Below are 23,169 nucleotides of genomic sequence, written 5' to 3'. Positions count from 1 at the left end.
CCGTTCACCGTCCTTCGAAGACGCCCGCGCGTCGCTCGGCGAACGCCGCGCGACCCTCTGCGGCATCGCGGGTCGCGAAGGTGATTGCCTGCATCTCGCGCTCGTACGCCATCGCACCGCTGCGCGGCAGGTCGGCGGCCGCGACGAGGTTCGCCTTCGCGGTCTCCACGGCGATGGGCGGGCGGGCGGCGATCGTCTGCGCCAGGCCGCGTGCCCGCGGGAGCAGGTCGTCGGGGGCGAGAACCTCCGAGACGAGGCCCCAGCGCAGCGCGGTCTCGGCGTCGATCGCGTCTCCGGTCATGAGCATCATTGCGGCGTTGCCGGGTCCGACGGTCGCCGCGAGCAGGGGCGACATCCCGCCGCCGCCGATCCAGCCGAGCTTGACTTCCGGCGCCGCGAAGCTCGCAGACGAGGACGCGAGTCGGATGTCGCAGGTCAACGCGGTCTCGAGGCCGCCCCCGAAGGCGTAGCCGTTGACCGCCGCGATGACGGGCTTGCGCACCTCTCGCAGGGCGTCGCAGTAGTCGCGGCGGTTGCGGAACGCCCAGGGGCTGGCGTACGCGTCGAGCGTGCGGATGTCGGATCCGGCGCAGAACGCCCGCTCGCCTGCGCCGGTGAGCACGACGGCGCGGACGCGGTCGCTGTCGTTGATCCAGTGCGCGGCGCGCTCGAGCTCCGCCGACATCTCCGGCGTGACGGCGTTGAGCTTCTCGGGGCGCGAGATCGTGAGCACGGCGACGCCGTCCTCGACCTCGACCACTACCTCCGCGATGCGCGAGACGAAGGTCGACTCCTCGGTCAGGGGACTCATGCGGGCATCCTCTCGGGGGTGGCTGCGGCTGCTCGGGCGGTGTGGAAGAGCTCCTCGAGCTCGTGGAGGACCGTCCCGGTCTCGATGTCGTCGGTGACGGCGGCGCGCAGCAGCGCCGATGCCGCCGACTGGAAGGGGATGTAGCCGGCGAATCGCGGCCGCACCCATGCCTGGTCGATCGTGGTGAGCGTGCCGCTGTAGAAGCCCCCGGACGCGGAGTCGACAGCCTCGTCGGTCCACGCAGCACGGGCGCTCGGCTGGCCGGCGTGCGCGGGGATGAGGCCGCGCTGCAGGTCGCTGGACATGAGTGCGCGCAGGTGGTCGATGAGCGCCGCGGACGGCGAGCATCGCCGACTGATGGCGATGCCGGTTCCGCCGAGGGTCGATCCGATCCGCGGGCCCGCGGTGGGTGGGGCGCCGAACCGCACGCCCCCCTCGCCCTGGGCGTAGGTCACGTAGCCGTACACGAGAGGGAGGTAGTCGAGGTCGTCACCGGCGCGCAGACGTTCGAGCAGGGAGATCGGATTCTGCCCGATCGTCCCCGCGGGGGCGCTGCCGTGAAGGGCGCGCAGCACACGCAGGGCCTCGGCGCCGGTGGCGCGGGAGAGCAGGATGTCGCCGCGCGCCGGCTCCTCGCCGAGGCCGACCGCGATCGAGCACCAGCTCAGGAACGCGTGCGGGCCTGCCAGGCTCGGCGCGACGCGTGCGGTGCGCGAGGCGAGCGCCACGGCCTCGTCCCAGGTCGCCGGCGCCGCGTCGAGGGCGTCAGGCCGCCACGCCGCCACCTGGGTGGCGGCGTCGAGCGGCAGCGCCCACGGGCGACCCTCGAGCACGTAGCTGGTGAAGCTCGGGCCGACCGCGGCATCCGACCATGCGGTGAGTTCGTCCGTCGAGAACAGCGCGTCCAGCGGATGCAGCGCATCATGGGCCCGCGCGTCGCCCAGGTGGGGGTGGTCGAGCACGACCAGGTCGAACTCCGCCGCGATCCGCTCGATCGGGGCGGACTCGAACCCCTCGAGCGGCTGCGCCTCCCATGTCAGCGTGTCGGGTCCGTCCGCCGAGAACGCCGCCGCGGCGGCGCGCAGCGCATCGGTGCCGCGCGGATGGTCCCAGGTGAGCCCGCGATAGTGCGTCATGACAGCGTGTCGGCCGGCGTCAGCACGGTCTCGGCGACCACGCCGCGTCCGAGCAGGTCGTCGGCGTCGAGGCCGAGCTCGTCGAGCAGCTCGCGTGTGTGCTGCCCGACGAGCGGGGCACCGCGGTCGATGCGCGGCGGTGTGGCCGAGAAGCGGTACGGGAACCCGGGGACGCTGATCGTCCCCTCGGTCGGGTGGTCGTAGGTGACGAACGTGCCGTTGTGGGCGATCTGCGGATCGGCCACGAGATCGGCGTAGCCGTAGACGGGTCCCGCCCAGATACCCGCCGGGAGGAGCGTCTCCAGCCAGTGGTCGGTCGTCTTCTCGCGCAGGCGGTCGGCCGTGCGGCGGTAGAGCTCATCGCGGTGCGTCCAGCCCTCGACCTCGGGATCCATGCCGGCGAAGGTCGGTTCGTCGATCAGTCGCCCGAGCGTCTCCAGGTCGGCGAAGCCCAGCGCGAGGTAGCCGTCGGCCGTGGCGAACACGCCATACGGCGCCCGGATGTACACGTGCGCGTTCGGCTCGGAGCCACGCTCCTGGGGCACACCGCCGACCGTGAACACCGACAGCTCCTGCATCTGCAGGGTCGTCAGCGCGTCGAGCATGTTGACGGTCACCAACTGGCCCTCCCCGGTGCGCTCACGGTGGAGGAGCGCCGCGAGCACGCCCTCGAACGCCGTCGAGGCGGTGACCGCATCGGCGAGGTACTGGCCGGCGGGCGACGGAGGCTCCCCGGCGCGGCCGGCCGAGAGCATCGCCCCCGACATCGCCTGCACGAGAAGGTCCTGCCCGGGGCGCGTCGCGTACGGACCCGTCTCGCCGTAGCCCGAGATCGACACGTAGACGATCGACGGATTGACCGCGCGCACGCTCTCGTAGTCGAGGCCCAGGCGGGCCGCCACTCCCGGACGGTAGTTCTGCAGGAACACATCGGCGGTCGCCAGCAGCGCGCGCACCGCCGCCGCGCCCTCGACCGACTTCAGGTCGATCGCGAGAGAGCGCTTGTTGCGGTTCAGCGACAGGAACGACACGTTGATGCGGTTCCCCCGAGCGCCGCCGGCGGACGCGAAACGCTGCCACTCGCCGGCGGTCGGCTCGACCTTGATGACGTCGGCACCGAGATCGCCGAGGCGCTGGGCGGCGAACGGCCCCGCCATCGCGATCGAGCAGTCGATGACGCGGTAGCCCGAGAGCACCCCGCGCGGTACGTCGTGATCAGTCATGGATCCGGACCTCCCGTCCGTCGTCGGCGGATGAGCGCAGCAGCGCCTCGATGAGCTCCACGGATCGGGCCGCGACATCCGCCGTGCTGTTGTTGTCGGTGTGCGCTCCGGTGATCAGGTCGATGAACCTCGCCGGCGGCACCAGGCACTCGTACTCACCCTCACCCGGCGGGATCACGAGCTCCTCGTGCCCGCCGTCGTAACGGCTGAGGCGCACTCGTTCGCGCTCGACGTCGATCATCAGCACGCCGTCGCTGCCGAAGAGCCGGATGTCCACCTGATACGGATCGCCGTCTGCGAGGGTCGCCGCACCCGAGAGTGACGCCAGCGCGCCGTTGTCGAACCGCACCACCGCCGCGTCGAAGAGGTCGACGGCGGAGCCGGCGTGCGCCGTGCGTCCGGCGACGGTCCGGGCGCGCAGCCCGGTCAGCCAGAAGAGCAGCGCCGACGAGTGCGTGACCTGACCGTGGGCATACCCGCCGCCGTGCGCGGGTGAGGCCCAGGTGCTCTGCTGGGGCGCGGTGGCTGACTCCCAGCGCTCGAGCATGTGGGTCGGGTCGCCGCCGAACAGACCGCGCGTCGGCGAGGCCATGTGGCACAGGGCGTACTGGATCTCCCCGATCGCCCCCTCGTCCAGCAGGCGCTTCGCGGCGACGGTGAACGGCTTGTAGTTCCAGCCGTAGGGGACGAGCAGGTGCACTCCCGCCGTCTCCGCGCGCCGGGCGAGGTCCCAGGCTTGCCCGGCGTGCAGCGTCATCGGCTTTTCGCACAGCACGTGCAGTCCGCGATCGAGGGCGGCGACCGCCGCGGGGTAGTGCAGGTCGTGCGGGGTCGTGATGACGACCGCGTCGAGGCCCGCATCGAGCAGCTCGTCGATGTCGTGCGTGGCCATGCCGAAGCCGAACCGGTCACGCACGGCGAACACGTCGTCGCCCAGACCGCAGACGCCCACGAGCTCGACGTCCTCCCGCGCCTGGAAGATCGGGAAGTGGTTGCTGGTCGCCCACCATCCGGCACCGATCGCGCCGAGGCGCACGCGGCTCACGCGGCGCTCCGGAGCCACGTGCGGCGCTCGCCGCGGGCGGACTGCCGCACGAGCCCGCGCTGCTGCATCCGCTCGAGGTTTCCCGTCACCGGGAAGACGAGGTAGTCGGCGGCGGCGTCCGGCCACGTCCCGACCTCGGCGGCGATGAGACGCACGATCTCGAGCGTCGTGAGGTCCTCGGTGGTGCTCAGCACACGCGAGATCGCCGCGTCGAGCACGTCGACGTACTGCTCGGATGCCGCCAGGAACCCTTCGACCTCGGTGCCTTCGTAGAGCGGGTAGTGCGCCGTGAGGAGCAGGTCTGCCCCGTGCGCGCGAAAGCCGGCCAGCGTGCGCAGGTAGTCGTCGGTATCGCGGTAGGTCGGGGGGAACGCGGCGCTCCCGTCGGCGTAGGGCACCGTCGTGCCGAGTGTCGCATCGGAGATGAGGAGCGCACGCGAGCGATCGTCCCAGAGCGCGAGATGACCGGGGCTGTGGCCGGGCGCGGCGAGGACGACGATGCGGCGGTCGCCGAGGTCGAACGTCTCGCATCCGGTGAGCGGCGTCACATCGTCGACGAGGCCCGTGACCGCGCGGATGTGGGCGGTGGTCTCGGCCGGGTCGTCGAAGCCGTCCGAGACGCGGAACTCGCCGTAGCGCTCGGCGATCAGGCGATCGAGGTCGGTCACGAGCGGAAGGTCGTCGGCGCCGGCGAACAGGGCGACGTGCGGCACCGCCTCGCGAAGGGCGGCGTTGCCGCCGGTGTGATCGAAATCGCAGTGGGAGTTGATCGCCCAGCGGATGCGCGCCGGATCGATTCCGGCCTCGGCGAGATAGGGGAGGAGCGTGCCCGTGACGCTGTCGGCGATGCCGGTGTCCCACAGGAGGATCCCTTCGGGGCCCTCGAGCAGGTAGAGCGCGACGACGCGCTCGCCGAGGGGTGCGACCACGCGGTGGAGTCCCTCACGGAGCAGCACCTCAGACCTCCCGATCGTGCGGGGCGTCGTCGGCGACGAGACGCAGTCCGGTGCGGCGGGAGCGCACGTGGGGTCCTTCGGGAACGGTCCAGCTGCCGTTGCGTCGCTCGGTCGCGATGGCGTCCTCATCGACCGTGATGCCGTGTCCGGGGGTGTCGCCGAGGACGATCCCGCCGTCGGCGATCTCGCGGTCGATCGCGAGGCCGAACGGCATGCCGAGGTCCTGCACCTCGGCGGCGAGATGATTGGGCACACCCGCGGCGGCGTGCGCCACCGCCTCGTTGGCGGTGAGGCCGACCGGGCTGATCGGCAGGTCCCGGGCATGGGCGGCGTGGGCGACGCGCAGGAAGTGGGTGATGCCCCAGACGCATCCCGACTGCACGATGTCGACGGCGCCGTGGTCGAACAGCGCACGGTACTGCTCGAGTCCGGTCAAGTTCTCGCCGGTCGCCACGGCCGCGCGGATCGACCGCGTGAGGCGGGCGTGGCCCGCGGCATCCCACCGGCGCAGCGGCTCTTCGATCCAGGTCAGGTCGTGGTGCTCCTCGACCGCGCTCACATAGCGCACGGCCTGCTTGAGGTTCCACGACTCGTTCGCGTCGAGCATGAGCGCGGGCCGTGGGGTGTTGCGCTGGAGGGCGTCGGAGACGATGCCGAGGCGCCGGATGTCGACATCCGCGTCACGCCCGCCCTTGAGCTTCCCGCTCGTGAAGCCGCGATCGGCCATGGCCGAGTAGAACGTCGCGAGGGACTCGTCGTCGAGGGCGATGTCGAGGCCGGACGCATAGCCGGCGACGAAGCGGTCGCGTCCGCCGATGAGGCGCCACAGCGGCTCCCCGGCGGCCTTCGCCTTGAGGTCCCACAGTGCCATGTCGAAGGTGCCGATCCCGCCGAAGGTCGCCCCGCCGTGACCGTCCTTGAACACGCGGGCGAGCATGCGGTCGTAGAGCGCGCCGACGGCCCGGGGGTCCTCGCCCTCGAGGGCGGGGAAGAGCCGATCGAGATCGTGGTCGGAGCCGGTGCCGATTCCGGTGAGTCCGGCGTCGGTCTCGAGCAGCACGACGGGCACGTCGGTGATGCCCGAGGCGATGTGCCCATTGACGTCGCCGATGGGGCGGCCCCAGTCTCGGTGGGTGCGCAGCACGCGGTATCCGGTGATCTTCATGTCGTCCTTGATCGAGAAGCTCCTGCACGAGTCGTGCTGGAAAGAGCATACATCACATGTTAGAACTGTAGGGAAGAGAGAGGCTTGATGATGAGCACCCGACCCTCGCCCCGTGGCGTCCGGCTCACCGACGTCGGATTCGGCGCCGCGCAGCTGGGAAACCTCGGCCGCGTGACGACCGACGACGAGGCGGCGGGCGCGGTTGAGGAGGCCTGGCGCCGCGGCATCCGGTACTTCGACACCGCGCCGCACTACGGACTCGGCCTCTCCGAGCGTCGCCTCGGCGCCGCCCTCGCCGCCCGTCCGCGCGACGAGTACGTCATCTCCACCAAGGTGGGCCGGCTGCTCCAGCCGAACGAGCCTCCCCACGGCACCGACGACGGGTTCGTCGTGCCCGCCACCCACCGACGCGTCTTCGACTTCAGCCGCGACGCGATCCTGCGCTCGGTCGACGAGAGCCTCGCCCGGCTCGGTCTCGACCGCGTCGACATCCTCTATCTACACGACCCCGACCACGAGTGGGAGGCCGCCTCGACGACGGGCGTGGACACCCTCATCGAGCTGCGCGACCAGGGCGTGACGAGGGCGATCGGCGCCGGGATGAACCAGTCGGCGATGCTCGCGCGGTTCGTCCGCGAGTGCGATGTCGACGTCGTCATGCTCGCCGGGCGCTACACCCTGCTGGAGCAGGGGGCCGCCGACGACCTCCTGCCCGCCGCGCTCGATCGGGGCGTCGCCGTGATCGCCGCGGCGGTCTACAACTCCGGTCTGCTCAGCGCCGATCGTCCCGCCGCCGGCCTCACCTACGACTACCTGCCCGCGCCGGAGTCTCTCATCGAGCGCGTCACCCGCATCGCCGAGGTGTGCGAGCGTCACGGCGTGCGCCTCCCGGAGGCGGCCGTGCAGTTCCCGCTGCGGCACCCCGCGACCGCGTCGGTCGTCGTCGGCATGCGCACGGCCGATCAGGTCGACTCGACCCTCGACCGTCTCGCCGCACGCATCCCCGTCGCGCTCTGGGACGACCTGCGCGCCACCGGCCTCCTCGTCGCCGACGACGCGATCGACACGGTGGCGCCGTGATCATCGACGCCCACCAGCACATCTGGACGCGCACCGTCGCCGACTACGACTGGCTGACCCCCGCGGCGGGCGTGCTCTACCGGGACTTCACGATGGCGGATGTCGCGGCCGACCGCCGTGCCGCCGGCGTCGCCGGTGTCGTGCTCGTGCAGGCCGCGGACGACGCGCGCGACACCGCCCACATGCAGCGGGCCGCGGATGCCGATCCGGCCGTTGTCGCCATCGTCGCCTGGGTACCCCTCGACGCCCCCGCCGCCACGGCCCGCGCCCTCGAGCGGCTGCGGGAGGACGACCGGATCGTCGGTGTGCGCGCGCTCATCCATGAGCGCGACGATCCGGACTGGATCCTACGCGACGACGTGGCCGCGGGTCTCGCGCAGGTCGCCGCCGCAGGCCTCGCGTTCGACTACGTGACGGCGTCACCGGCCGCGCTCGCGCACCTCCCGCGTCTCGGGGAGCGCCATCCCGACCTGCGGCTGATCATCGACCACCTCGGCAAGCCGCCCGTGGGAGGCGGCGACACCGCGCTCTGGCGGCGCCTGCTCGCCGCGGCCGCGGAGAACCCCCGTGTGCACGCGAAGGTCTCCGGACTGTACCCCGCCGTCACTCCCGCCGACTGGGCGGCAGGGGACATCCGCCCCCTGCTGGATGCCGCGCGTGAGCTGTTCGGCGCGGACCGGCTGCTGGCCGGCAGCGACTGGCCGATCTCCCTCATCGCCGGCGGATATGCCCGCACCTGGGAGGGCATCCAGCGGGCCAGCGACACCTGGAGCGCCGACGAGCGCTCCCGCCTGCTCGGCGGTACGGCCGCCGAGTGCTATCGGATCGACCCTGGGCGTCTGGCCCGGGCGAAGGAGGACCTGTGACCGAGTTCATGCGCATCGGGGCGCCCGGTGCCGAGATCCCCGTGCTCCGGCACGAGGGGGCGCACTACGACCTGCGCCCGCTCACGCACGACATCGACGGCGCGTTCCTCGCCGCCGACGGGCTGCGGCGAGCCCGCGACGCCGCGCGCGGCGGTGGACTCGAGCGCATCGATCTGACGGGTGCGCGCATCGGAGCCCCGGTCGCGACCCCCGGGAAGGTCGTGTGCATCGGGCTCAACTACCGCGACCACGCCGAGGAGACCGGCGCCGCGATCCCGCAGGAGCCCGTCGTGTTCATGAAGGACCCGGGCACCGTCGTCGGCCCGTTCGACGAGGTCCTGATCCCCCGCGGGTCGCGCAAGACCGACTGGGAGGTCGAGCTCGCCGTCGTCATCGGCACGACCGCGCGTTACCTCGCGAGCGACGAGGAGGCGGCGGCATCCATCGCCGGCTACGCGATCTCGAACGACGTGTCCGAGCGCGAGTTCCAGCTCGAGCGCGGGGGACAGTGGGACAAGGGGAAGAGCTGCGAGAGCTTCAACCCACTCGGTCCGTGGCTGGTGCCCGCCGATGAGGTAGCGGACCCGCAGGACCTCGGGATGCGGCTGTCGGTCAACGGAGAGCAGCGCCAGAACGGGTCGACCTCGACGATGATCTTCGGCGTGCTCGAGGTGGTGCGCTACCTCTCGCAGTTCATGGTGCTGCGGCCGGGTGACGTCGTGAACACGGGCACCCCGGCGGGGGTGGCACTGGGCATGCCGACCCCGGTCTACCTGGCCCCCGGCGATCGGGTCGAGCTCAGCATCGACGGTCTGGGCACGGCGCGCCAGCTGTGCGTGGCGGCATGAGCGCCGGCGCCTGGCGGGGTGTGCGCGCGATCGTCACCGGCGGCGCCTCGGGTATCGGACGCGCCACCGTCGAGGCCCTGCAGGACGCCGGCGCCATGGTCGGCGTGCTCGACCTCGCCGTCGACGACCTGCCGGGCGCGGCGATCGGCGCATCCGCCGACCTGCGCTCGCGGACATCGGTCGCCGCGGCCATCGATGCGCTCGCCACGACGCTCGGCGGAGTGGACGTGCTCGTGAACAACGCGGGGATCAGCGCGATCGGCACGGTCGAGGAGAACGACGACGACGAATGGGCGCGCGTGCTCGACGTGAACGTCATCGGCATGGCGCGCGCGTCGGCCGCCGCGCTGCCGTGGCTGCGGCGCTCGGAGCGCGCGGCGATCGTGAACGTGTGCTCGATCGCCGCGCGCAACGGCCTGCCTCAGCGCGCGCTCTACAGCGCCTCGAAAGGCGCGGTGTACGCGCTCACCCTGGCGATGGCGACCGACCACATCCGCGAGGGGGTGCGTGTCAACTGCGTGTGCCCCGGCACCGTCGCCACGCCGTTCGTCGATCGGATGCTGCAGAACTTCCCCGACCCCGTCGCCGAGCGAGCGGCCCTCGACGCGCGCCAGGCCACCGGTCGCATGGTCACGCCCGCCGAGGTCGCGGCGGCGATCCTCTACCTCGCCCACCCGGCATCCGGGTCGACGACCGGCACGGCGCTCGACGTCGACGGCGGCGTCACCCACCTGCGCATGCGGCCGACCCCCTGAGCGCCGGGCACGCGTCGCCGGGTGCGCTAACGTGACGGCGTGACATCCGCCGCCCGCGCCCTGCCCGCGCGACGTCTGCCGGCACTGCTCACGCTGCTGCGACTGGGGCTTGCGACCCTCGTGGTCGGGGTGGCCACGGGGCTCGCGGTGCTGCTGCTGGTGTCGATCCTCCACGTGATCGAGCATGTGGTGTGGGGCCACGAGGAGGGGCCGTTCCTCGACGGACTCGCATATCCGGCCGTGTGGTGGCTGCCGCTCGTCAGCGTCACCGCCGCGGGCGTGATCGCCGGCACCGGCTGGTACCTGGTGCGACGTTTCGGTCGCCGCATCGCCAGCGTCGAGGAGGGCGTCGCCGGCACGCCCATGCCGTGGTGGGAGACGCTCGTCGACACGGTGCTGCAGGTGGCATCCGTGGGTCTCGGTGCCTCCATCGGCAAGGAGGTCGCCCCGCGCGAGCTCTCGGCCATGGCGGGCTCGAAGATCGTGCGGTGGTTCGGACTCGATGCCCGCTGGCGCCGCATCCTCATCGCCTCAGCCGCCGGCGCGGGCCTCGCCGCCGTCTACAACGTGCCGCTCGGCGGGGCGCTGTTCGCGGTCGAGATCCTGCTGGCCCAGTTCAGCATCGGTGCGGCGGTGACGGCGCTCTCGGTCAGCGCCATCGCGACGCTCGTCGCGCGCCCGCTCGTGCCCGACGAGTCGCTCTACCACGTGGCATCCGTCGAGGTGAATGCGTCCCTCATCGTCGCCGCGATCATCATCGGCCCCCTCATGGGTCTCGGTGCCACCGGGTTCGCGGCGACCACCAAGCGGCTCTCCGGGCTGCGGCCCACCGGTTGGAGGCTGCTCGTCGCGCTTCCGGTCGTCTTCGCCGCCGTCGGTGCCGTCGGCATCGTGTTCCCGCTGATACTCGGCAACGGGCGTGCGCTCGCGACCGCCGGCTTCGACCTGTCGCAGCCCGCACTGCTGCTGCTCGTGCTCGCCGTGCTCAAGTACGTCGCCACCTCGATCTCGCTGGGCTCGGGCGCGATCGGCGGCACCCTGCAGCCCTCCGTCGCGATCGGTGCGGCGCTCGGAGCGGCGGCCGCGGCCGGATGGGCGTTCATCTGGCCGGGCGCCGACGGCACGGCGCTCGCGATCGTCGCGGCGGCCGCCTTCCTCGCCTCCAACATGCGGGCCCCCTTCACGGCGATCGCGCTGATCGTCGGCTTCACCGGAACCGGGTTCGACCTGCTCGTGCCGATCTTCCTCGCGGTCGCCGGCTCGCTCGCGGCATCCCGTCTCGTCGGCCGTGGCGCCCTCGGCCGCTTCGCGCCGATCGACCCCGGCCGCGAGTAGCGCCGGCGGGGCGGTTAGGCTCCGAAGGATGTCGCTCCCCGCCGCCCCCGCCTCCCGCTCGCGCCGCCTCGTGCTCGCGTGCATCGGCATCGGGCTCCTCTCGGGCTTCCTCTCGGGCCTGTTCGGCGTCGGCGGCGGCACGGTCATCGTGCCCCTGCTCGTGCTGCTGCTCGGCTTCGACCAGCGGCGCGCCGCAGGCACCTCGCTCGCGGCCATCGTGCCGACCTCTGCCGTCGGGGTGATCTCCTACGCGGTGCACGGATCGGTCGCGTGGATCCCCGCGCTGCTGCTCGCCGCGGGCGCTGTCGTGGGCGCCCAGATCGGCACCTGGCTGCTGCCGAAGGTGTCGCAGAACGCGTTGCGCTGGGGTTTCGTGGCGTTCCTCGCGGTCGTCGTCGTGAGCCTCTTCATCGTCATCCCCTCCCGCGGCGAGCCCTTCGACGTCGCGTGGTACACCGCGATCGCCCTCGTCGCCCTGGGCGTCGTCACCGGCGTCGTCTCGGGCCTCATCGGGGTCGGCGGCGGTATCGTCGTCACCCCGGTGCTCATGCTCGCGTTCGGCGCGAGCGACCTGATCGCCAAGGGCACGTCGCTGCTCATGATGATCCCGACGGCGATCTCGGGCACCGTCGGCAACCTCCGCCGCCACAACGTCGACCTCGCCGCAGGCCTGATCATCGGCATCGCCGCGTGCGCCACCACCGCCCTCGGGGCGTGGGTCGCGACGATCGTCGATCCCTTCGTCGGCAACGTGCTGCTCGCCGCCTACCTCGTCTTCATCGCGGTGCAGATGGCGCGCAAGGCGCTCACGGCGCGCCGGGCACGCTGACGCCGGAGGCGCACCCCCGACGCGCCCCGACGTCCGCCCGGTGCGCACCTCCAGCGTCCTCCCGGGCGCGGCCGGGCCCCCTCGGTAGGATGATCGGGTGCCCGTGAACACCGAGCTCGTCGGCCGCGTCTTCCCGCCGACCGCCCCGTACCTCGTCGGCCGTGAGAAGGTGCGCGAGTTCGCGCGCGCCGTCTTCGCCACCGACCCCCAGCACGTCGACCCGGCTGCCGCCCAGGCGCTCGGCTACGCCGACGTGGTCGCCCCGCCGACCTTCGCGATGGTCATCCAGGACCTCACCCTGCAGCAGCTGCTCGCCGAGCCCGACTCGGGCATCGTGCTCGAGCGCCTCATCCACGCCGAGCAGCGCTTCCGCTACACACGGCCTATCGTCGCCGGCGACGAGCTCGTCGGCACGCTCTCGGTCACGGGCGTCCGCGCCGTCGGCAAGGGTGCGATGGTGACCAGCGAGGCCGAGATCACGGATGCCTCGGGCGCACACGTCGTGACCGCGACATCCATCCTTCTCGTGGGAGGCGACGAATGACCGACCTGCAGATCGGCGACGTCGTCGCGGAGCGCGACGTGCACCTGACCCGCGAGGCGCTCGTGCGCTACGCGGGCGCGTCGGGAGATTTCAACCCCATCCACTATCGCGACGACATCGCCCAGCGCGTGGGTCTTCCCGGCGTCCTCGCACACGGCATGCTCACGATGGGCCTCGCTGTCGAGACCGTCGTGCCGTGGCTCGGTGACGCCGGACGCATCCTCGAGTATGGGGTGCGTTTCACCCGGCCCGTGCTGGTCGACGCGGAGGACGGTGCCGATGTGCACGTCGTGGCGGCCGTCGGCGCCGTCAGCGACGGGGAGGCCCGCATCGACCTCACCGTGACCTTCGGCGAGACGACCGTGCTGGGCAAGGCCCAGGTGCGGGTGCGCACCGCCTGACCCATGCCCGAGATCGACCCGCTGCCGCTCGCGCAGCTCACGACCCTCCGCACCGGCGGCGCCCCCGAGCGCATGATCGACGCGCTCACCCGCGACGAGCTCGTGACGGTGCTGCGCGACGTCTGGGCGAGCGGCGACGACTGGCTCGTGCTGGGCGGCGGCTCGAACCTGCTCGTCGGGGACGAGCCATTCGAGGGAACGGTCGTGCGGGTGCGCTCAGCGGGCGTCGAGCGGCTCGCAGCCCCGGAACCCGGCATCGCACGACTGCGGGTGCAGGCGGGTCACGCCTGGGACGATCTGGTCGCACAGAGCGTCGCGTGGGGGCTGTCGGGCATCGAGGGCATGTCGGGCATCCCGGGAACCGTGGGCGCCGCGCCGGTGCAGAACGTCGGCGCGTACGGGCAGGAGATCGCCGACACGCTCGTCGCCGTCGAGCTGATCGACGAGACGACCGGCCAGGTCGTGGAGGTGCCCGCGGGCGAGCTGGGCCTCGGCTTCCGCACGTCGGTGCTCAAGCACCACTACGGATCGGTGCCCGCCCGGCGTGCCGTCATCCTCACCGTCACCCTCGACCTCGCGGACATCGGCACCGCCCCGCGCCGGCTGACCTCCGACCGGCTGCGCCAGGCGCTGCCGGTCGCGGCGGGCGCCGAGCTCTCGCTCGCGGAGGTGCGCGATCTGGTGCTGCAGACCCGGCGTGCGAAGGGCATGGTGCTCGATGAGGCCGACCCCGACACGCGCAGCGCCGGGTCGTTCTTCCAGAACCCGATCGTGTCCGAGCAGTTCGCCCGCAGCCTTCCCGATGCCTGCCCGCGGTGGCCGATGGAGTCGACCCGCGAGCCCGTCATCGTCATTCCGTTGGCGGCATACGACGGGTACGTCCCCCGCGCGGCGCCCCGCAACGTGCAGTACAAGCTGAGCGCCGCGTGGCTGATCGAGAACGCCGGCATCCGCAAGGGGATGCGGCTGGGCCGCTCCCGCGCCTTCGTCTCGTCGAAGCACGCCCTCGCCCTGACGAACCGCGAGGACGGCACGGCCGCCGAGGTCGCCGAGCTGGCCCGGTTCGTGCAGCAGCGGGTCGCGGCCGACTTCGGCATCGAGCTGCAGCCCGAGCCCGTGCTCGTCGGGGTGGAGCTGTGAGCGCGCGGCGCCGTGCCGCGGCGATCGCGACCCTCGCCCTCGCGATCGTGCTGTCGGGGTGCACCGGCGATGCGCTCGGACCCGCGACTCCCTCGCCGTCGGCGACGCCGCCCGCCCAGCCCGCGACGCCGGTGACCGCTGCCGAGCTGCCGTCGTACACGGCGGTCGCGCGGCTCAGTGGCGCCCTGGACTGCACCGGAACCCTGATCTCGATCCCGACATCGGCGACGGATGCCGCATCCGCTCCGGCATACGTGCTGACCACCGGTCGCTGCGCGGGCCTCGACGCCCAGAGCGAGGCGAACGAGACGATCGTCGACCAGCCCGGTCGCGGCACGGCCCGCTTCCTCGACATCACCGGCGCCTCGAGCGATGCGATCGTGACGTCGAACATCGCGCGCGTCGAGTACGCCACGCGCCGAGGTGACGACATCGCCGTGCTCCGCCTCGACGCCTCGCTGGCCGATCTGGCCGCGAAGGGTGTGACACCCCTCACCGTCTCCTCGACAGTGCCCGACCAGGGCATCGCCGTCACGAACGTGGCGGTGCCCACGGAGGACCTCCCCGAGGCGGATCGCGTGATGCGCAAGGGCGAGTGCACGATCGGTGCGACGCGCACCGTGCTCGAGTACAAGTGGCTGTGGTTCGGTGCGCTCTCGACGCCGTGTCCCGGCGTGATCGGCGGAACCGCCGGCGCCCCGCTCATCGCCGACGGCCAGGTGGTCGGCATGATCGGCACGACGAACGTGGGCGTGCCGACCGGCCGCGGATCCTCCTGCTACGTCGGGCGACCCTGCGAGGTCGGCTCCGACGGTGCCACGTTCGTCGTCGACTCCAGCTACAGCATGCCCGTGGCATCCGTGTCCGGCTGCTTCGCGACCGGGCGGTTCGCGCTCGGCTCGGGGTGCGGTCTCTCCGACGCGCAGTGGAGCATCGACGGCGGCGGCATCTTCGGCGGCGACGGGCAGGACGGCACCGGACGAACCCCGTCCCTCACCCTCCAGGCCGCGACGACGGCAGGACTCGAGGTGCAGCTGAACGTGCCGATCGCGGATGCCGCGACGTGCACCGATGCATCGACGTACGACGCCGGGCGGCGCTACATCCTCGATCCCGGCGATGAGCGCGTCGTGCCGGTGGCACTGCCGACGACCAACTCGTTCGTGGTGGCGTGCATCGCGGTGCCGGGGAATGAGGCGAACGCCGCCCGCATCGTGTTCTCGATCGACACCGTCGCCCCCACCGACGGCCCCGAGCTCACGGTGCAGCGCTTCGCCGATGGCGGGGTGCTCGTGGAGCCGGTCTTCGACCTGCCCGACATGTCGAGCGTCTGGGTGAAGTTCGGCGACCCGTCCGAGACGGTCTGCGCGGATCCGACCGGCTACTCCGAGGCCTACCGTCAGCCGTTCCTGTACGAGCGCGGCGCGCTGCCGCTGCGGTTCTGTGCCTACGGCTTCGACGTGGCGGGCAACAAGTCGCCCGTCGTCGACCACATCATCGATCCGGCGACGCCGACGCCGACGCCGGGCGCGACGATCCGCTGACGCGCCCCGCAACGACCGCGGTCAGGCCGCGACCTCGGTTCTGCCGCGGTCGGTCAGGCCGCGACCCCGGTCAGGCGGCGCCGAAAAGGCGCTGCAGGCGGTGCACGCCCTCGAGCAGCGCGTCGTCGCCGAGCGCGTACGACAGCCGCAGGTAGCCGCTCGGGCCGAACGCCTCACCGGGGACCACGGCGACCTCGGCCTGCTCGAGGATGAGGTCGGCGAGCTCGAGCGATGAGGTGGGCGTGACGCCGCCCCACTCGCGGCCGAGCAGCCCCGTGACATCCGGGTAGACGTAGAACGCGCCGAGCGGGTTCGGCACCGTGACGCCCGGGATCTTCGCGAGCTCGGCGACCATGAGGCGCCGGCGTCGGTCGAAGGCCTGCCGGAACTCCTCGGCCTCGGTCTGGGGGCCGGTCAGCGCGGCGAGCGCCGCCCGCTGGGCGATGTTGTTGACGTTGCTCGACAGATGCGACTGCAGGTTGGCGGCGAGCGTGATGGCGTCCTTCGGGCCGACCATCCAGCCCACGCGCCATCCGGTCATGGCGTAGGTCTTCGCGACGCCGTTGACGAGGATGGTCTGGCCGGCGACCTCGGGAACCACCTCGACGACGGATGCCGCGCGCGCGCCCTCGTAGACGAGGTTCTGGTAGATCTCGTCGGAGATGATCCAGATGCCGTGCTCGAGGGCCCACTCGGCGATCGCGCGGGTCTCGTCGGGGGTGTACACGGAGCCGGTGGGGTTCGACGGCGACACGAAGACGAGCACGGTGGTGCGCGCGGTGCGGGCCGCCTCGAGCTGCTCGACGGTCACCTTGTAGTCCTGGTCGGCGCCGGCGAACACCTCGACGGGGATCCCGTCGGCGAGACGGATGGCTTCGGGGTAGGTGGTCCAGTAGGGCGCCGGCAGCAGCACCTCGTCGCCGGGGTTCACGACCGCCTGGAAGGCCTGGTAGACCGATTGCTTGCCGCCGTTGGTGACGATGATCTGCGACGGGTCCACCTCGAGACCGGAGTCGCGCAGGGTCTTCGCGGCGATCGCCTCGCGGAGCACCGGGAGGCCGACCGCGGGGGTGTAGCGGAAGTTCGCGGGGTCTTCGAGCGCGTGGGCCGCGGCATCCACGATGAACGACGGCGTCGCGAAGTCGGGCTCTCCGGCCGCGTAGGAGATCACCGGGCGACCGGCGGCCTGAAGGGCCTTGGCCTTGGCGTCGACCTTCAGCGTGGCGGACTCGGCGATGGCGGAGAGCTTGCGGGACAGCGGAGCGCGTTCAGACACGCTCTCGAGCGTAGTCTGCTCGCATCGGTCACACGAGGGCATCGATCGCGGCGCGCACGTCGTCGTCGTCGCGTCCGTCCGCGCTGTTGTCGTATAGGGCGTGATGCGCCCCGCGCCAGCGACATTCGGATGCCTGCGCGGTCGCCCAGAACTCGTCCCAGTGGGCGAGCTTCCAGTTGTCTCGTTTGTACCCGCGGCCTTCTACCCGGTCGCGGACCCGCTCACCGTCCACCGTCACGTGCACGACGGTGATGCGCGTGTCGGCGGGCCAGTCGTGTGTCAGAGCGGCCTGCTCAAGGAAGTCCTCCTGCGGAAAGTAGCGTACGAACGGGGCATCGAGCACGACGGTCGTTCCGATGCGCAGGTTGTCCCCCGCCAGGCGCAGCAGCGTCTGATACTCCAGGTCCATCACGACCCGCTGGTAGTACTCGTTGTGGTCGCGCTCGTGCGGATCGCTCCCGTGGGCGCTCAGCAGGGCTTCGGTGAACAGGGTTGCGACGCTGTCCTTGTCGAGATAGGCCGCTCCGAGTTGGCGGGCGATCAGAGTGCTGACGGTCGACTTGCCGCTGCCGGCCGGACCGATCACGAAGAAGAGGTGGGACGCCATGTGATGCTCCAGGGTGGTGGCGAGGGGCGGCGACGCCCCTCGCCACGGGTCTCAGGCGGTGCGGCCGGAGCGGTCCTTTACGAAGAAACCGTAGGACAGTGCGCCGACCAGCAGCAGCACGCCGCCGATGAGGAACACCAGGGTGTAGTTGCCCGCCGTCGCGGTGAGGATCGCGCCGGTGGCCGCTGGCGCGATGGCCGCCCCGACGAACCCGCCGAAGTTCTGGATGGCGCCCAGCGACGCGACCTGGTTCGTGGGGGCGACGTCGGATGCCAGCGTCCACAGGCAGCCGATCGGGATTTGGGAGGCGAAGTATCCGAGTGAGAGGAGGACGATCGCGAGTGCCGTGTTGTCGACGTACGCGACCGGAAGCACGGCGGCCGCGGCGAGGACGGCACCGCCCACGATGGGGATCTTGCGGGCGCGGACGGTGCTCGTCCCGCGGGCGACGAGGCGGTTCGAGAGCCAGCCGCCGAAGATGACGCCAATGATGCCGCACAGGAAGGGTAGCGAGGCGAGCCAGCCGCTCTGGCTCAGGCTGAAGCCGCGCGCGGTCTGCAGATAGCTCGGCAGCCACGTGAGGTAGACCCACACCGTGTAGAAGATGCCGAATGCGCCGAGCACCATGAACCAGGTGTTGCGCTGTCGCAGCAGCTGTCCCCAGCCCACCTTCGGCTCCGTAGACGCGATCGCCTCCTGAGCTTGAGCTCCCTTGATCATCGCCTGCTCCTGCAGCGTCGGGTCGCGGTAGATCCGCAGCCAGACCAGCGCCACCACGACGCCGAGGGCTCCGACAACGATGAACATGCCCCGCCAGCTCATCGTGAGCAGCAGGAAGGTCAGCAGCGGCGGCGCGATCGCGTTGGCGATCTGCGAGCCGGTGTTGATCAGCGCGACCGGCAGGGCGCGCTCGCGCTTGTTGAACCATCGCTCGCTGACCTTCAGGGATGCCGTGAAGAACGGCGACTCGGCGATGCCGAGCGCGACCCGCAGGGCGTAGAGCACACCGAAGGAGTTCGCCGCGGCGGTCACCATCGAGACGAGCGACCAGGCGCCGGCGGCGAAAGCGAACACGTGCTTCGGGCCGAACTTGTCGACGAGGTAGCCCGCGGGCAGGTTCGCGATGGCGTAGGGCCAAGAGAAGGCCGACAGCAGCAGACCCATCTCGAGGGCGTTCAGGCCGAACTCGCCGGCGATCGTCGTGTTCGCCACGCTGAGCGTGGAGCGATCGAGGTAGTTCACTACGCCGCCGAGGATCAGGAATCCGATCAGGAACCACCTGATTCGCACGGTCTTCTTCTGCACCGTCGTCAGCAGTGGGGTCTCCGCCAGGGTGTCGCTCATCGTATGCACTCCTTTGTGTATCGGGTCGGGGTGACGCGCAGGGCGTCGGGATTGAGGAATGGAAGGTTGTCAGCTCCGTGCCGCGCTGATCGCGGCGAGGAGGTCGGCGGCGGCTCGCGTGACGAGAGCGACGTCTCCCGTCGGGCGTGCGGCCCTCGTGATCGCCGATCCCACGCCCACGGCGATGGCGCCCGCGGCGAACCAGTCGCCGACGTTCGTGATCGTCGCCCCGCCTGCCGGGAGCACCGGTGTTTGCGGCAGTGGAGCGAGGACTGTGCGCAGATAGTCGGGGCCGGCGATCTCGGTCGGGAAGAGCTTGACGATGTCAGCCCCTGCCTCGAGTGTCTGCACGAACTCGGTCGGCGTAAAGGCGCCGCTGATCGTGGCGACCTGGTAGCGGTTCGCAAGGCGGATCATGTTCGGGTTCAGGTTGGGGCTGACCAGCAGCCGCGCACCGGCGCTGATCGCGGTGAACGCGGCCTGCTCGTCGAGGACGGTGCCGGCCCCGACCGCGACGCCGTCGTCGGCGAACTCGGTGGACAGCGTGTGGATCACATCGAACGCGTCCGGAACGGAGAGCGTCACCTCGAGCGCGCGGATGCCTCCCGCTACTGCAGCGCGCGCGACGGCGATCGCCTCGTCAGCCGAGTCGAGTCGGATGATCAATAGCGCCCCTGGGCCGGTGATGGCCTGAAGAACCTCGTGTTTGCGTAACATCACCGCACATCCTAGCACATACCTTCACATGAAGTCACAACTTTGAACGAATGATGGTGCGTGTGAACTAGACTCGGGCCCCATGGCCAGCGATCCGCCCCTCATCCCCGAACAGCGCCAGCGCGAGCTCCTGCGCCTGCTGCGTGGAGCGGGTGCTCTCGGTATTCGTCATCTGGCCGACCACCTCGGTGTCTCTCACATGACTGTGCGACGTGACATCGCCGCCCTGGAGGCGGACGGACGGGTGGTCTCCGTGCAGGGCGGGGTGAGCCTCACTGAGCGGGCAGGCGTCGAGCCCCCGCGCGAGCGGGCGTCGCGCGCACTGCTGGAGCTGCCGCGAAAGCAGGCGATCGCCGCCGCCGCCGCCCAACTCGTCGGTGACGACAGCGTGGTCTTCCTCGACGCGGGCACCACGTGCGAGGCTCTCGTGCCGCACATCGCGCTCCGCCGGGACGTCACTATCGTGACGAACGACTTCTTCGCCGTTGCGACGCTGCGCGGGTACCCGTCAATCCAGACAATCCATACAGGCGGAGCGGTAGATGCGGCGAGCGGCTCGGCCACCGGTCCGCTCGCCGCCGCGACGCTCGGGGCTCTCGCCATCGACGTTGCCTTCCTCAGCACCGGCGCATGGGACCGTGCGCACGGCGTCACCACGCCGGAACTCGACAAGCTCACCCTCAAACGGGCCGCGATGGATGCGGCATCCGTCTGCGTCCTGGTCGCCGACAGCACGAAGTACGGCGCGAGCGAGCGGTTCAAGGTCGCCCCGCTGGATGCGTTCGACGTCGTTGTCACCGACGACGGCCTCGATGAGATCGCGGCGGCGGACCTGCGCGATCGCGGCGTGGATCTTCGTTCGGTGCACGCCGCGGGATGAGCCCGCCGCGCGCACCGAACGACAGGGGGCTTCCGATCAGCGCCGCATCCCCTGCGGCGCTGTCTCATTCGGTGTCTACGGGCAACCGCGAGTAGGGCGCGATGTTGGTGACGTTGCTCGACAGGTGCGAGTGCAGGTTGGCTGCGAGCGTGATGGCGTCCTTCGGGCCGACCATCCAGCCCACGCGCCATCCGGTGATGGCGTAGGTCTTCGCGACGCCGTTCACGAGGATCGTCTGACCGGCGACCCCGGGCACCTCACCCAGCCGCACCGCGGGTAAGACGGTCGCCGGCGGCGCTCGGAGCGAGCGAGCTCAGCCATCCCTCCCACTCGTCGAGTCCTTCGCCGGTGCGCGCGCTCGTGAGGATGATGCGGGCCGTCGGGTTGACGGCGCGCACGTTCGCGAGGAACAGGTCGAGGTCGAAGTCGAGGTGGGGGAGCAGATCGATCTTGTTGACGACCACGACGTCGACCGAGCGGAACATGACGGGGTACTTCAGCGGCTTGTCCTCACCCTCGGTCACGCTCGCGACCATGGCGCGATGGTGTGCGCCGGTGTCGAACTCCGCGGGGCAGACGAGGTTGCCGACGTTCTCGATCAGCACCACGTCGAGGGCGTCGAGGTCGAGGCCGTGCAGCGCCCGGTGCACCATGGGGGCGTCGAGGTGGCATTCCCCGCCGAAGCCGTTGCCGGTGTTCAGCAGCGAGATCTGGGCGCCGTGGCCGTCGAGGCGGTCGGCGTCGAGCGAGGTCTCGATGTCGCCCTCGACGATGCCGAACCGCACGTGCGCGCCGAGGTCGGCGAGGGTGCGCTCGAGCAGCGCGGTCTTGCCCGCGCCGGGGGAGGACATCACGTTGACGGCGACGACGCCCGCGCCGTCGAGGGCGGCGCGGTTGCGGGCGGCGGCGGCGTCGTTCTCGTCGAAGATGCGCTCGAGCACCTCGATGCGCTCGCTGCCGGTCTCGTAGCCGGAGTGGTCGCCGATGTGGTCGTGGTCGTGGTCGCCGTGCGCGTGGTCATGCACGTCGCCATGCGTGTGCTCGTGGTCGTGGCTGTGCACGGTGCCATCGTCGTGGCGGTGGAATCTACCCATCTCGGTCGTACCCCTCTGTCGTGGCGACATCCATCGATCGCACCAGGAACTCCTCACCCGAGCGCACGGCCACATCGTTCGTGCCGCACGCGCTGCACACGATGATCGGGAGGCCCGTGAGCGTCGTCTCGGCCCCACAGCGCCGGCAGTCGAGCACGGCGGGGATGGATGTCACATCCAGCCGCGAGCCCGCCAGCTGAGGGGTCTGCTCGCAGACGACTCCCCAGCAGTAGACGAGTGTCTCGGGCACGACCTGACGAAGGTGACCGACGTCGAGCTGTACGCGTTCGACCCGCCTCCCGCCGGCGGCGCGCGTGGCGATGCCGGCGATCGACCGGCACAGCGACAGCTCGTGCATCGGCAGCCCTCCCTCGGGTGCGCGGCGGATGCCGCGTGCTGGTCACCCTAGGACGCCCACCGCGGCAGCGGGAGAGGCGATCGCCGTGAGAATCCCCAGGGCGACACGGGCGCCGGGGCGGTCGCCGAGCCCGCTCAGCCCCGGTGCAGTGTCTCGGCGGGCGTCTCGCCGAACTCCTCGCGGTACCAGCCGGCGAAGCGGCCGCCGTGACCGAAGCCCCACCGCTCGGCGACGCCGGCGACGCTCGTACCGCGGCGTGCGTCGCCCGCGAGCAGGTCGGCGCGCACCCGCAGCAGGCGCTGCCGCCGCACGTAGGCGCCGGGTGTCGTGCCCAGTCGCGCCCGGAAGGTCTGCTGAACGTGGCGAGCGGACGCGTGCACCGCAGCGGCGAGATCGTCGATCGAGAACGGCTCGGCGAGATGCCGCTCGATGTGGTCGAGGGCGTCCTGCATGAGCGCCGTGCCGGAGGTGGGAGCCTGCAGCAGGGGCGAGTGGTTCGAGGGCTGCAGCAGCAGGAGCGACGAGACGAGCAGGTCCTCGATGCTCTGGCGGCCGAGCGGCGCCTGCAGCAGCGAGGCATCCATCATCGACTCGGTGCTGAGCAGCTGCACAGCGATGCTCCACCGGATGGTCTCGGGCCCGGCGAGATCGAACAGCGGCGCGAAGCGCACCGGCTCGTCGAGGCGGCGGCCGAGCATGCGGGCCAGCGCATCCTCGACCGCGCGGCGCTCCACGCGCACCAGCAGCCGCGGCGACTCGGGTGCGAGCTCGAGGCGCACCGGCATGCCGGGGGACACGACGACCGCCTGCACCGACGACGTCGTGAGCTCGCTCCCGGCGACACGGGTCGTCGAGGTGCGCGCCTGGTTCATGTGCACGGTCACCGCGTCGGCGCTCGCGGGCACATCGACGGTCGCGGCCGCTCCCACATCGAGGTGGGCGAGGGTCACCGTGCCGAAGCGGCGCGCGGCGACGACCAGGTCGAGGCGTTCCCGGGCATCGTGGGGGGCGACGACGCCCCGGCCGAGCAGGTCGTGCAGGGCGTCGGCGGCGACGCCCGCATCGTCGGTGCGCACCAGCGGCGCACCCGTCAGCGCAGGGGGCACGCGGAGGGCGCGGTCGCTCGTCACGACACCCATTGTGCGCTCCGCGGATATTCACGGCGCTATCCGGATACGCCGCCGTGAGGCACCGGCCTACATTGACCCCAATGCG

Annotated in this window: 24 protein-coding genes and 1 pseudogene; 11 read left to right on the top strand and 14 right to left on the bottom strand. The window is 71.3% G+C overall.

Features of this window, described 5'->3' with window-relative positions; all coding sequences use genetic code 11:
- Positions 1-4: 4 nt before the first annotated feature.
- Genes FFS51_RS04295 through FFS51_RS04270 form a run of 6 tightly spaced genes read right to left on the bottom strand, consistent with a single transcriptional unit; the run spans position 5 to position 6,336 of the window.
- Positions 5-811: an enoyl-CoA hydratase/isomerase family protein gene (locus FFS51_RS04295; RefSeq protein WP_137877630.1), complete on the bottom strand. Its 807-nt coding sequence runs from the start codon at positions 809-811 to the stop codon at positions 5-7.
- Positions 808-1,947: an extracellular solute-binding protein gene (locus FFS51_RS04290; protein ID WP_137877629.1), complete on the bottom strand. Its 1,140-nt coding sequence runs from the start codon at positions 1,945-1,947 to the stop codon at positions 808-810. Before FFS51_RS04290 ends, FFS51_RS04295 begins: the two co-directional genes overlap by 4 nt.
- On the bottom strand, positions 1,944-3,170 hold the full coding sequence (locus FFS51_RS04285; protein ID WP_137877628.1) for a CaiB/BaiF CoA transferase family protein: 1,227 nt from the start codon (positions 3,168-3,170) through the stop codon (positions 1,944-1,946). The genes FFS51_RS04290 and FFS51_RS04285 overlap by 4 nt, the downstream gene beginning before the upstream one ends.
- A complete protein-coding gene (locus FFS51_RS04280; RefSeq protein ID WP_045247862.1) occupies positions 3,163-4,215 on the bottom strand; it encodes a Gfo/Idh/MocA family protein in 1,053 nt (350 codons plus the stop codon). Before FFS51_RS04280 ends, FFS51_RS04285 begins: the two co-directional genes overlap by 8 nt.
- Complete coding sequence (locus FFS51_RS04275; RefSeq protein WP_171006098.1) at positions 4,212-5,144, bottom strand: MBL fold metallo-hydrolase; 933 nt, start codon at positions 5,142-5,144, stop codon at positions 4,212-4,214. The genes FFS51_RS04280 and FFS51_RS04275 overlap by 4 nt, the downstream gene beginning before the upstream one ends.
- A gap of 28 nt (positions 5,145-5,172) precedes the next feature.
- Positions 5,173-6,336 (bottom strand): mandelate racemase/muconate lactonizing enzyme family protein, encoded by a 1,164-nt coding sequence (locus tag FFS51_RS04270; RefSeq protein ID WP_137877625.1) that lies wholly within the window; start codon positions 6,334-6,336, stop codon positions 5,173-5,175.
- A gap of 90 nt (positions 6,337-6,426) precedes the next feature.
- On the opposite strand from FFS51_RS04270, the gene FFS51_RS04265 reads away from it, so the two are divergent.
- The 10 genes from FFS51_RS04265 to FFS51_RS04220 all read left to right on the top strand — a co-directional run bounded on the left by FFS51_RS04265 (position 6,427) and on the right by FFS51_RS04220 (position 15,678).
- Positions 6,427-7,416, top strand: a complete 990-nt coding sequence (locus FFS51_RS04265; protein ID WP_137877624.1) for an aldo/keto reductase — start codon at positions 6,427-6,429, stop codon at positions 7,414-7,416.
- On the top strand, positions 7,413-8,282 hold the full coding sequence (locus tag FFS51_RS04260; RefSeq protein WP_045247816.1) for an amidohydrolase family protein: 870 nt from the start codon (positions 7,413-7,415) through the stop codon (positions 8,280-8,282). Before FFS51_RS04265 ends, FFS51_RS04260 begins: the two co-directional genes overlap by 4 nt.
- Positions 8,283-8,290: 8 nt before the next feature.
- Positions 8,291-9,130 carry a fumarylacetoacetate hydrolase family protein gene (locus tag FFS51_RS04255; protein WP_045247863.1) on the top strand — a complete coding sequence of 280 codons (840 nt, stop codon included), beginning with the start codon at positions 8,291-8,293 and terminating at the stop codon, positions 9,128-9,130.
- Complete coding sequence (locus tag FFS51_RS04250) at positions 9,127-9,885, top strand: SDR family NAD(P)-dependent oxidoreductase (RefSeq protein WP_137877623.1); 759 nt, start codon at positions 9,127-9,129, stop codon at positions 9,883-9,885. Before FFS51_RS04255 ends, FFS51_RS04250 begins: the two co-directional genes overlap by 4 nt.
- A 39-nt stretch (positions 9,886-9,924) precedes the next feature.
- A complete protein-coding gene (locus FFS51_RS04245) occupies positions 9,925-11,220 on the top strand; it encodes a chloride channel protein (protein ID WP_137877622.1) in 1,296 nt (431 codons plus the stop codon).
- Positions 11,174-12,049: a sulfite exporter TauE/SafE family protein gene (locus FFS51_RS04240; protein WP_349303917.1), complete on the top strand. Its 876-nt coding sequence runs from the start codon at positions 11,174-11,176 to the stop codon at positions 12,047-12,049. The genes FFS51_RS04245 and FFS51_RS04240 overlap by 47 nt, the downstream gene beginning before the upstream one ends.
- A gap of 97 nt (positions 12,050-12,146) precedes the next feature.
- Positions 12,147-12,593, top strand: a complete 447-nt coding sequence (locus FFS51_RS04235) for a MaoC family dehydratase N-terminal domain-containing protein (protein ID WP_045247819.1) — start codon at positions 12,147-12,149, stop codon at positions 12,591-12,593.
- Positions 12,590-12,994: a MaoC/PaaZ C-terminal domain-containing protein gene (locus FFS51_RS04230; protein ID WP_045247820.1), complete on the top strand. Its 405-nt coding sequence runs from the start codon at positions 12,590-12,592 to the stop codon at positions 12,992-12,994. Before FFS51_RS04235 ends, FFS51_RS04230 begins: the two co-directional genes overlap by 4 nt.
- Before the next feature lie 3 nt (positions 12,995-12,997).
- Positions 12,998-14,134, top strand: coding sequence for a UDP-N-acetylmuramate dehydrogenase (locus FFS51_RS04225; protein WP_137877620.1), 1,137 nt, complete (start codon positions 12,998-13,000; stop codon positions 14,132-14,134).
- Positions 14,131-15,678 (top strand): trypsin-like peptidase domain-containing protein, encoded by a 1,548-nt coding sequence (locus FFS51_RS04220; RefSeq protein ID WP_137877619.1) that lies wholly within the window; start codon positions 14,131-14,133, stop codon positions 15,676-15,678. The genes FFS51_RS04225 and FFS51_RS04220 overlap by 4 nt, the downstream gene beginning before the upstream one ends.
- Positions 15,679-15,748: 70 nt before the next feature.
- Here FFS51_RS04220 and FFS51_RS04215 read toward each other — a convergent pair whose 3' ends face one another.
- The 4 genes from FFS51_RS04215 to FFS51_RS04200 form a co-directional block, all read right to left on the bottom strand.
- Complete coding sequence (locus tag FFS51_RS04215; protein ID WP_056207570.1) at positions 15,749-16,954, bottom strand: pyridoxal phosphate-dependent aminotransferase; 1,206 nt, start codon at positions 16,952-16,954, stop codon at positions 15,749-15,751.
- Positions 16,955-16,982: 28 nt separating this feature from the next.
- The gene (locus FFS51_RS04210; protein ID WP_045247824.1) at positions 16,983-17,561 is read right to left on the bottom strand and encodes a P-loop nucleotide/nucleoside kinase family protein; all 579 of its coding nucleotides are present in this window, start codon (positions 17,559-17,561) and stop codon (positions 16,983-16,985) included.
- Positions 17,562-17,612: 51 nt separating this feature from the next.
- Positions 17,613-18,905, bottom strand: coding sequence for an MFS transporter (locus tag FFS51_RS04205; protein WP_045247825.1), 1,293 nt, complete (start codon positions 18,903-18,905; stop codon positions 17,613-17,615).
- 69 nt (positions 18,906-18,974) lie between these two features.
- Positions 18,975-19,622 (bottom strand): bifunctional 4-hydroxy-2-oxoglutarate aldolase/2-dehydro-3-deoxy-phosphogluconate aldolase, encoded by a 648-nt coding sequence (locus FFS51_RS04200; RefSeq protein WP_045247826.1) that lies wholly within the window; start codon positions 19,620-19,622, stop codon positions 18,975-18,977.
- An 82-nt stretch (positions 19,623-19,704) separates the two neighbouring features.
- On the opposite strand from FFS51_RS04200, the gene FFS51_RS04195 reads away from it, so the two are divergent.
- The gene (locus tag FFS51_RS04195; RefSeq protein WP_045247827.1) at positions 19,705-20,502 is read left to right on the top strand and encodes a DeoR/GlpR family DNA-binding transcription regulator; all 798 of its coding nucleotides are present in this window, start codon (positions 19,705-19,707) and stop codon (positions 20,500-20,502) included.
- A 97-nt stretch (positions 20,503-20,599) separates the two neighbouring features.
- On the opposite strand, the pseudogene FFS51_RS04190 reads toward FFS51_RS04195, so the two are convergent.
- The 4 genes and pseudogenes from FFS51_RS04190 to FFS51_RS04175 form a co-directional block, all read right to left on the bottom strand.
- Positions 20,600-20,758 (bottom strand): annotated as a pseudogene (locus tag FFS51_RS04190) (aminotransferase class I/II-fold pyridoxal phosphate-dependent enzyme); the annotation flags it as partial.
- Position 20,759: 1 nt separating this feature from the next.
- Positions 20,760-21,563, bottom strand: coding sequence for a hydrogenase nickel incorporation protein HypB (hypB, locus tag FFS51_RS04185; protein ID WP_245610976.1), 804 nt, complete (start codon positions 21,561-21,563; stop codon positions 20,760-20,762).
- A 25-nt stretch (positions 21,564-21,588) separates the two neighbouring features.
- Positions 21,589-21,954, bottom strand: a complete 366-nt coding sequence (locus FFS51_RS04180) for a hydrogenase maturation nickel metallochaperone HypA (protein WP_045247830.1) — start codon at positions 21,952-21,954, stop codon at positions 21,589-21,591.
- A 134-nt stretch (positions 21,955-22,088) separates the two neighbouring features.
- Complete coding sequence (locus tag FFS51_RS04175) at positions 22,089-23,084, bottom strand: AraC family transcriptional regulator (protein ID WP_171006097.1); 996 nt, start codon at positions 23,082-23,084, stop codon at positions 22,089-22,091.
- Between the last annotated feature and the right edge of the window lie 85 nt (positions 23,085-23,169).

Origin of the sequence: Microbacterium sp. 4NA327F11, assembly GCF_005503465.1 — a bacterium.
GTDB classification, from domain to species: Bacteria; Actinomycetota; Actinomycetes; order Actinomycetales; family Microbacteriaceae; genus Microbacterium; species Microbacterium ginsengisoli.
This window is presented reverse-complemented; position numbering and strand designations above follow the sequence as displayed.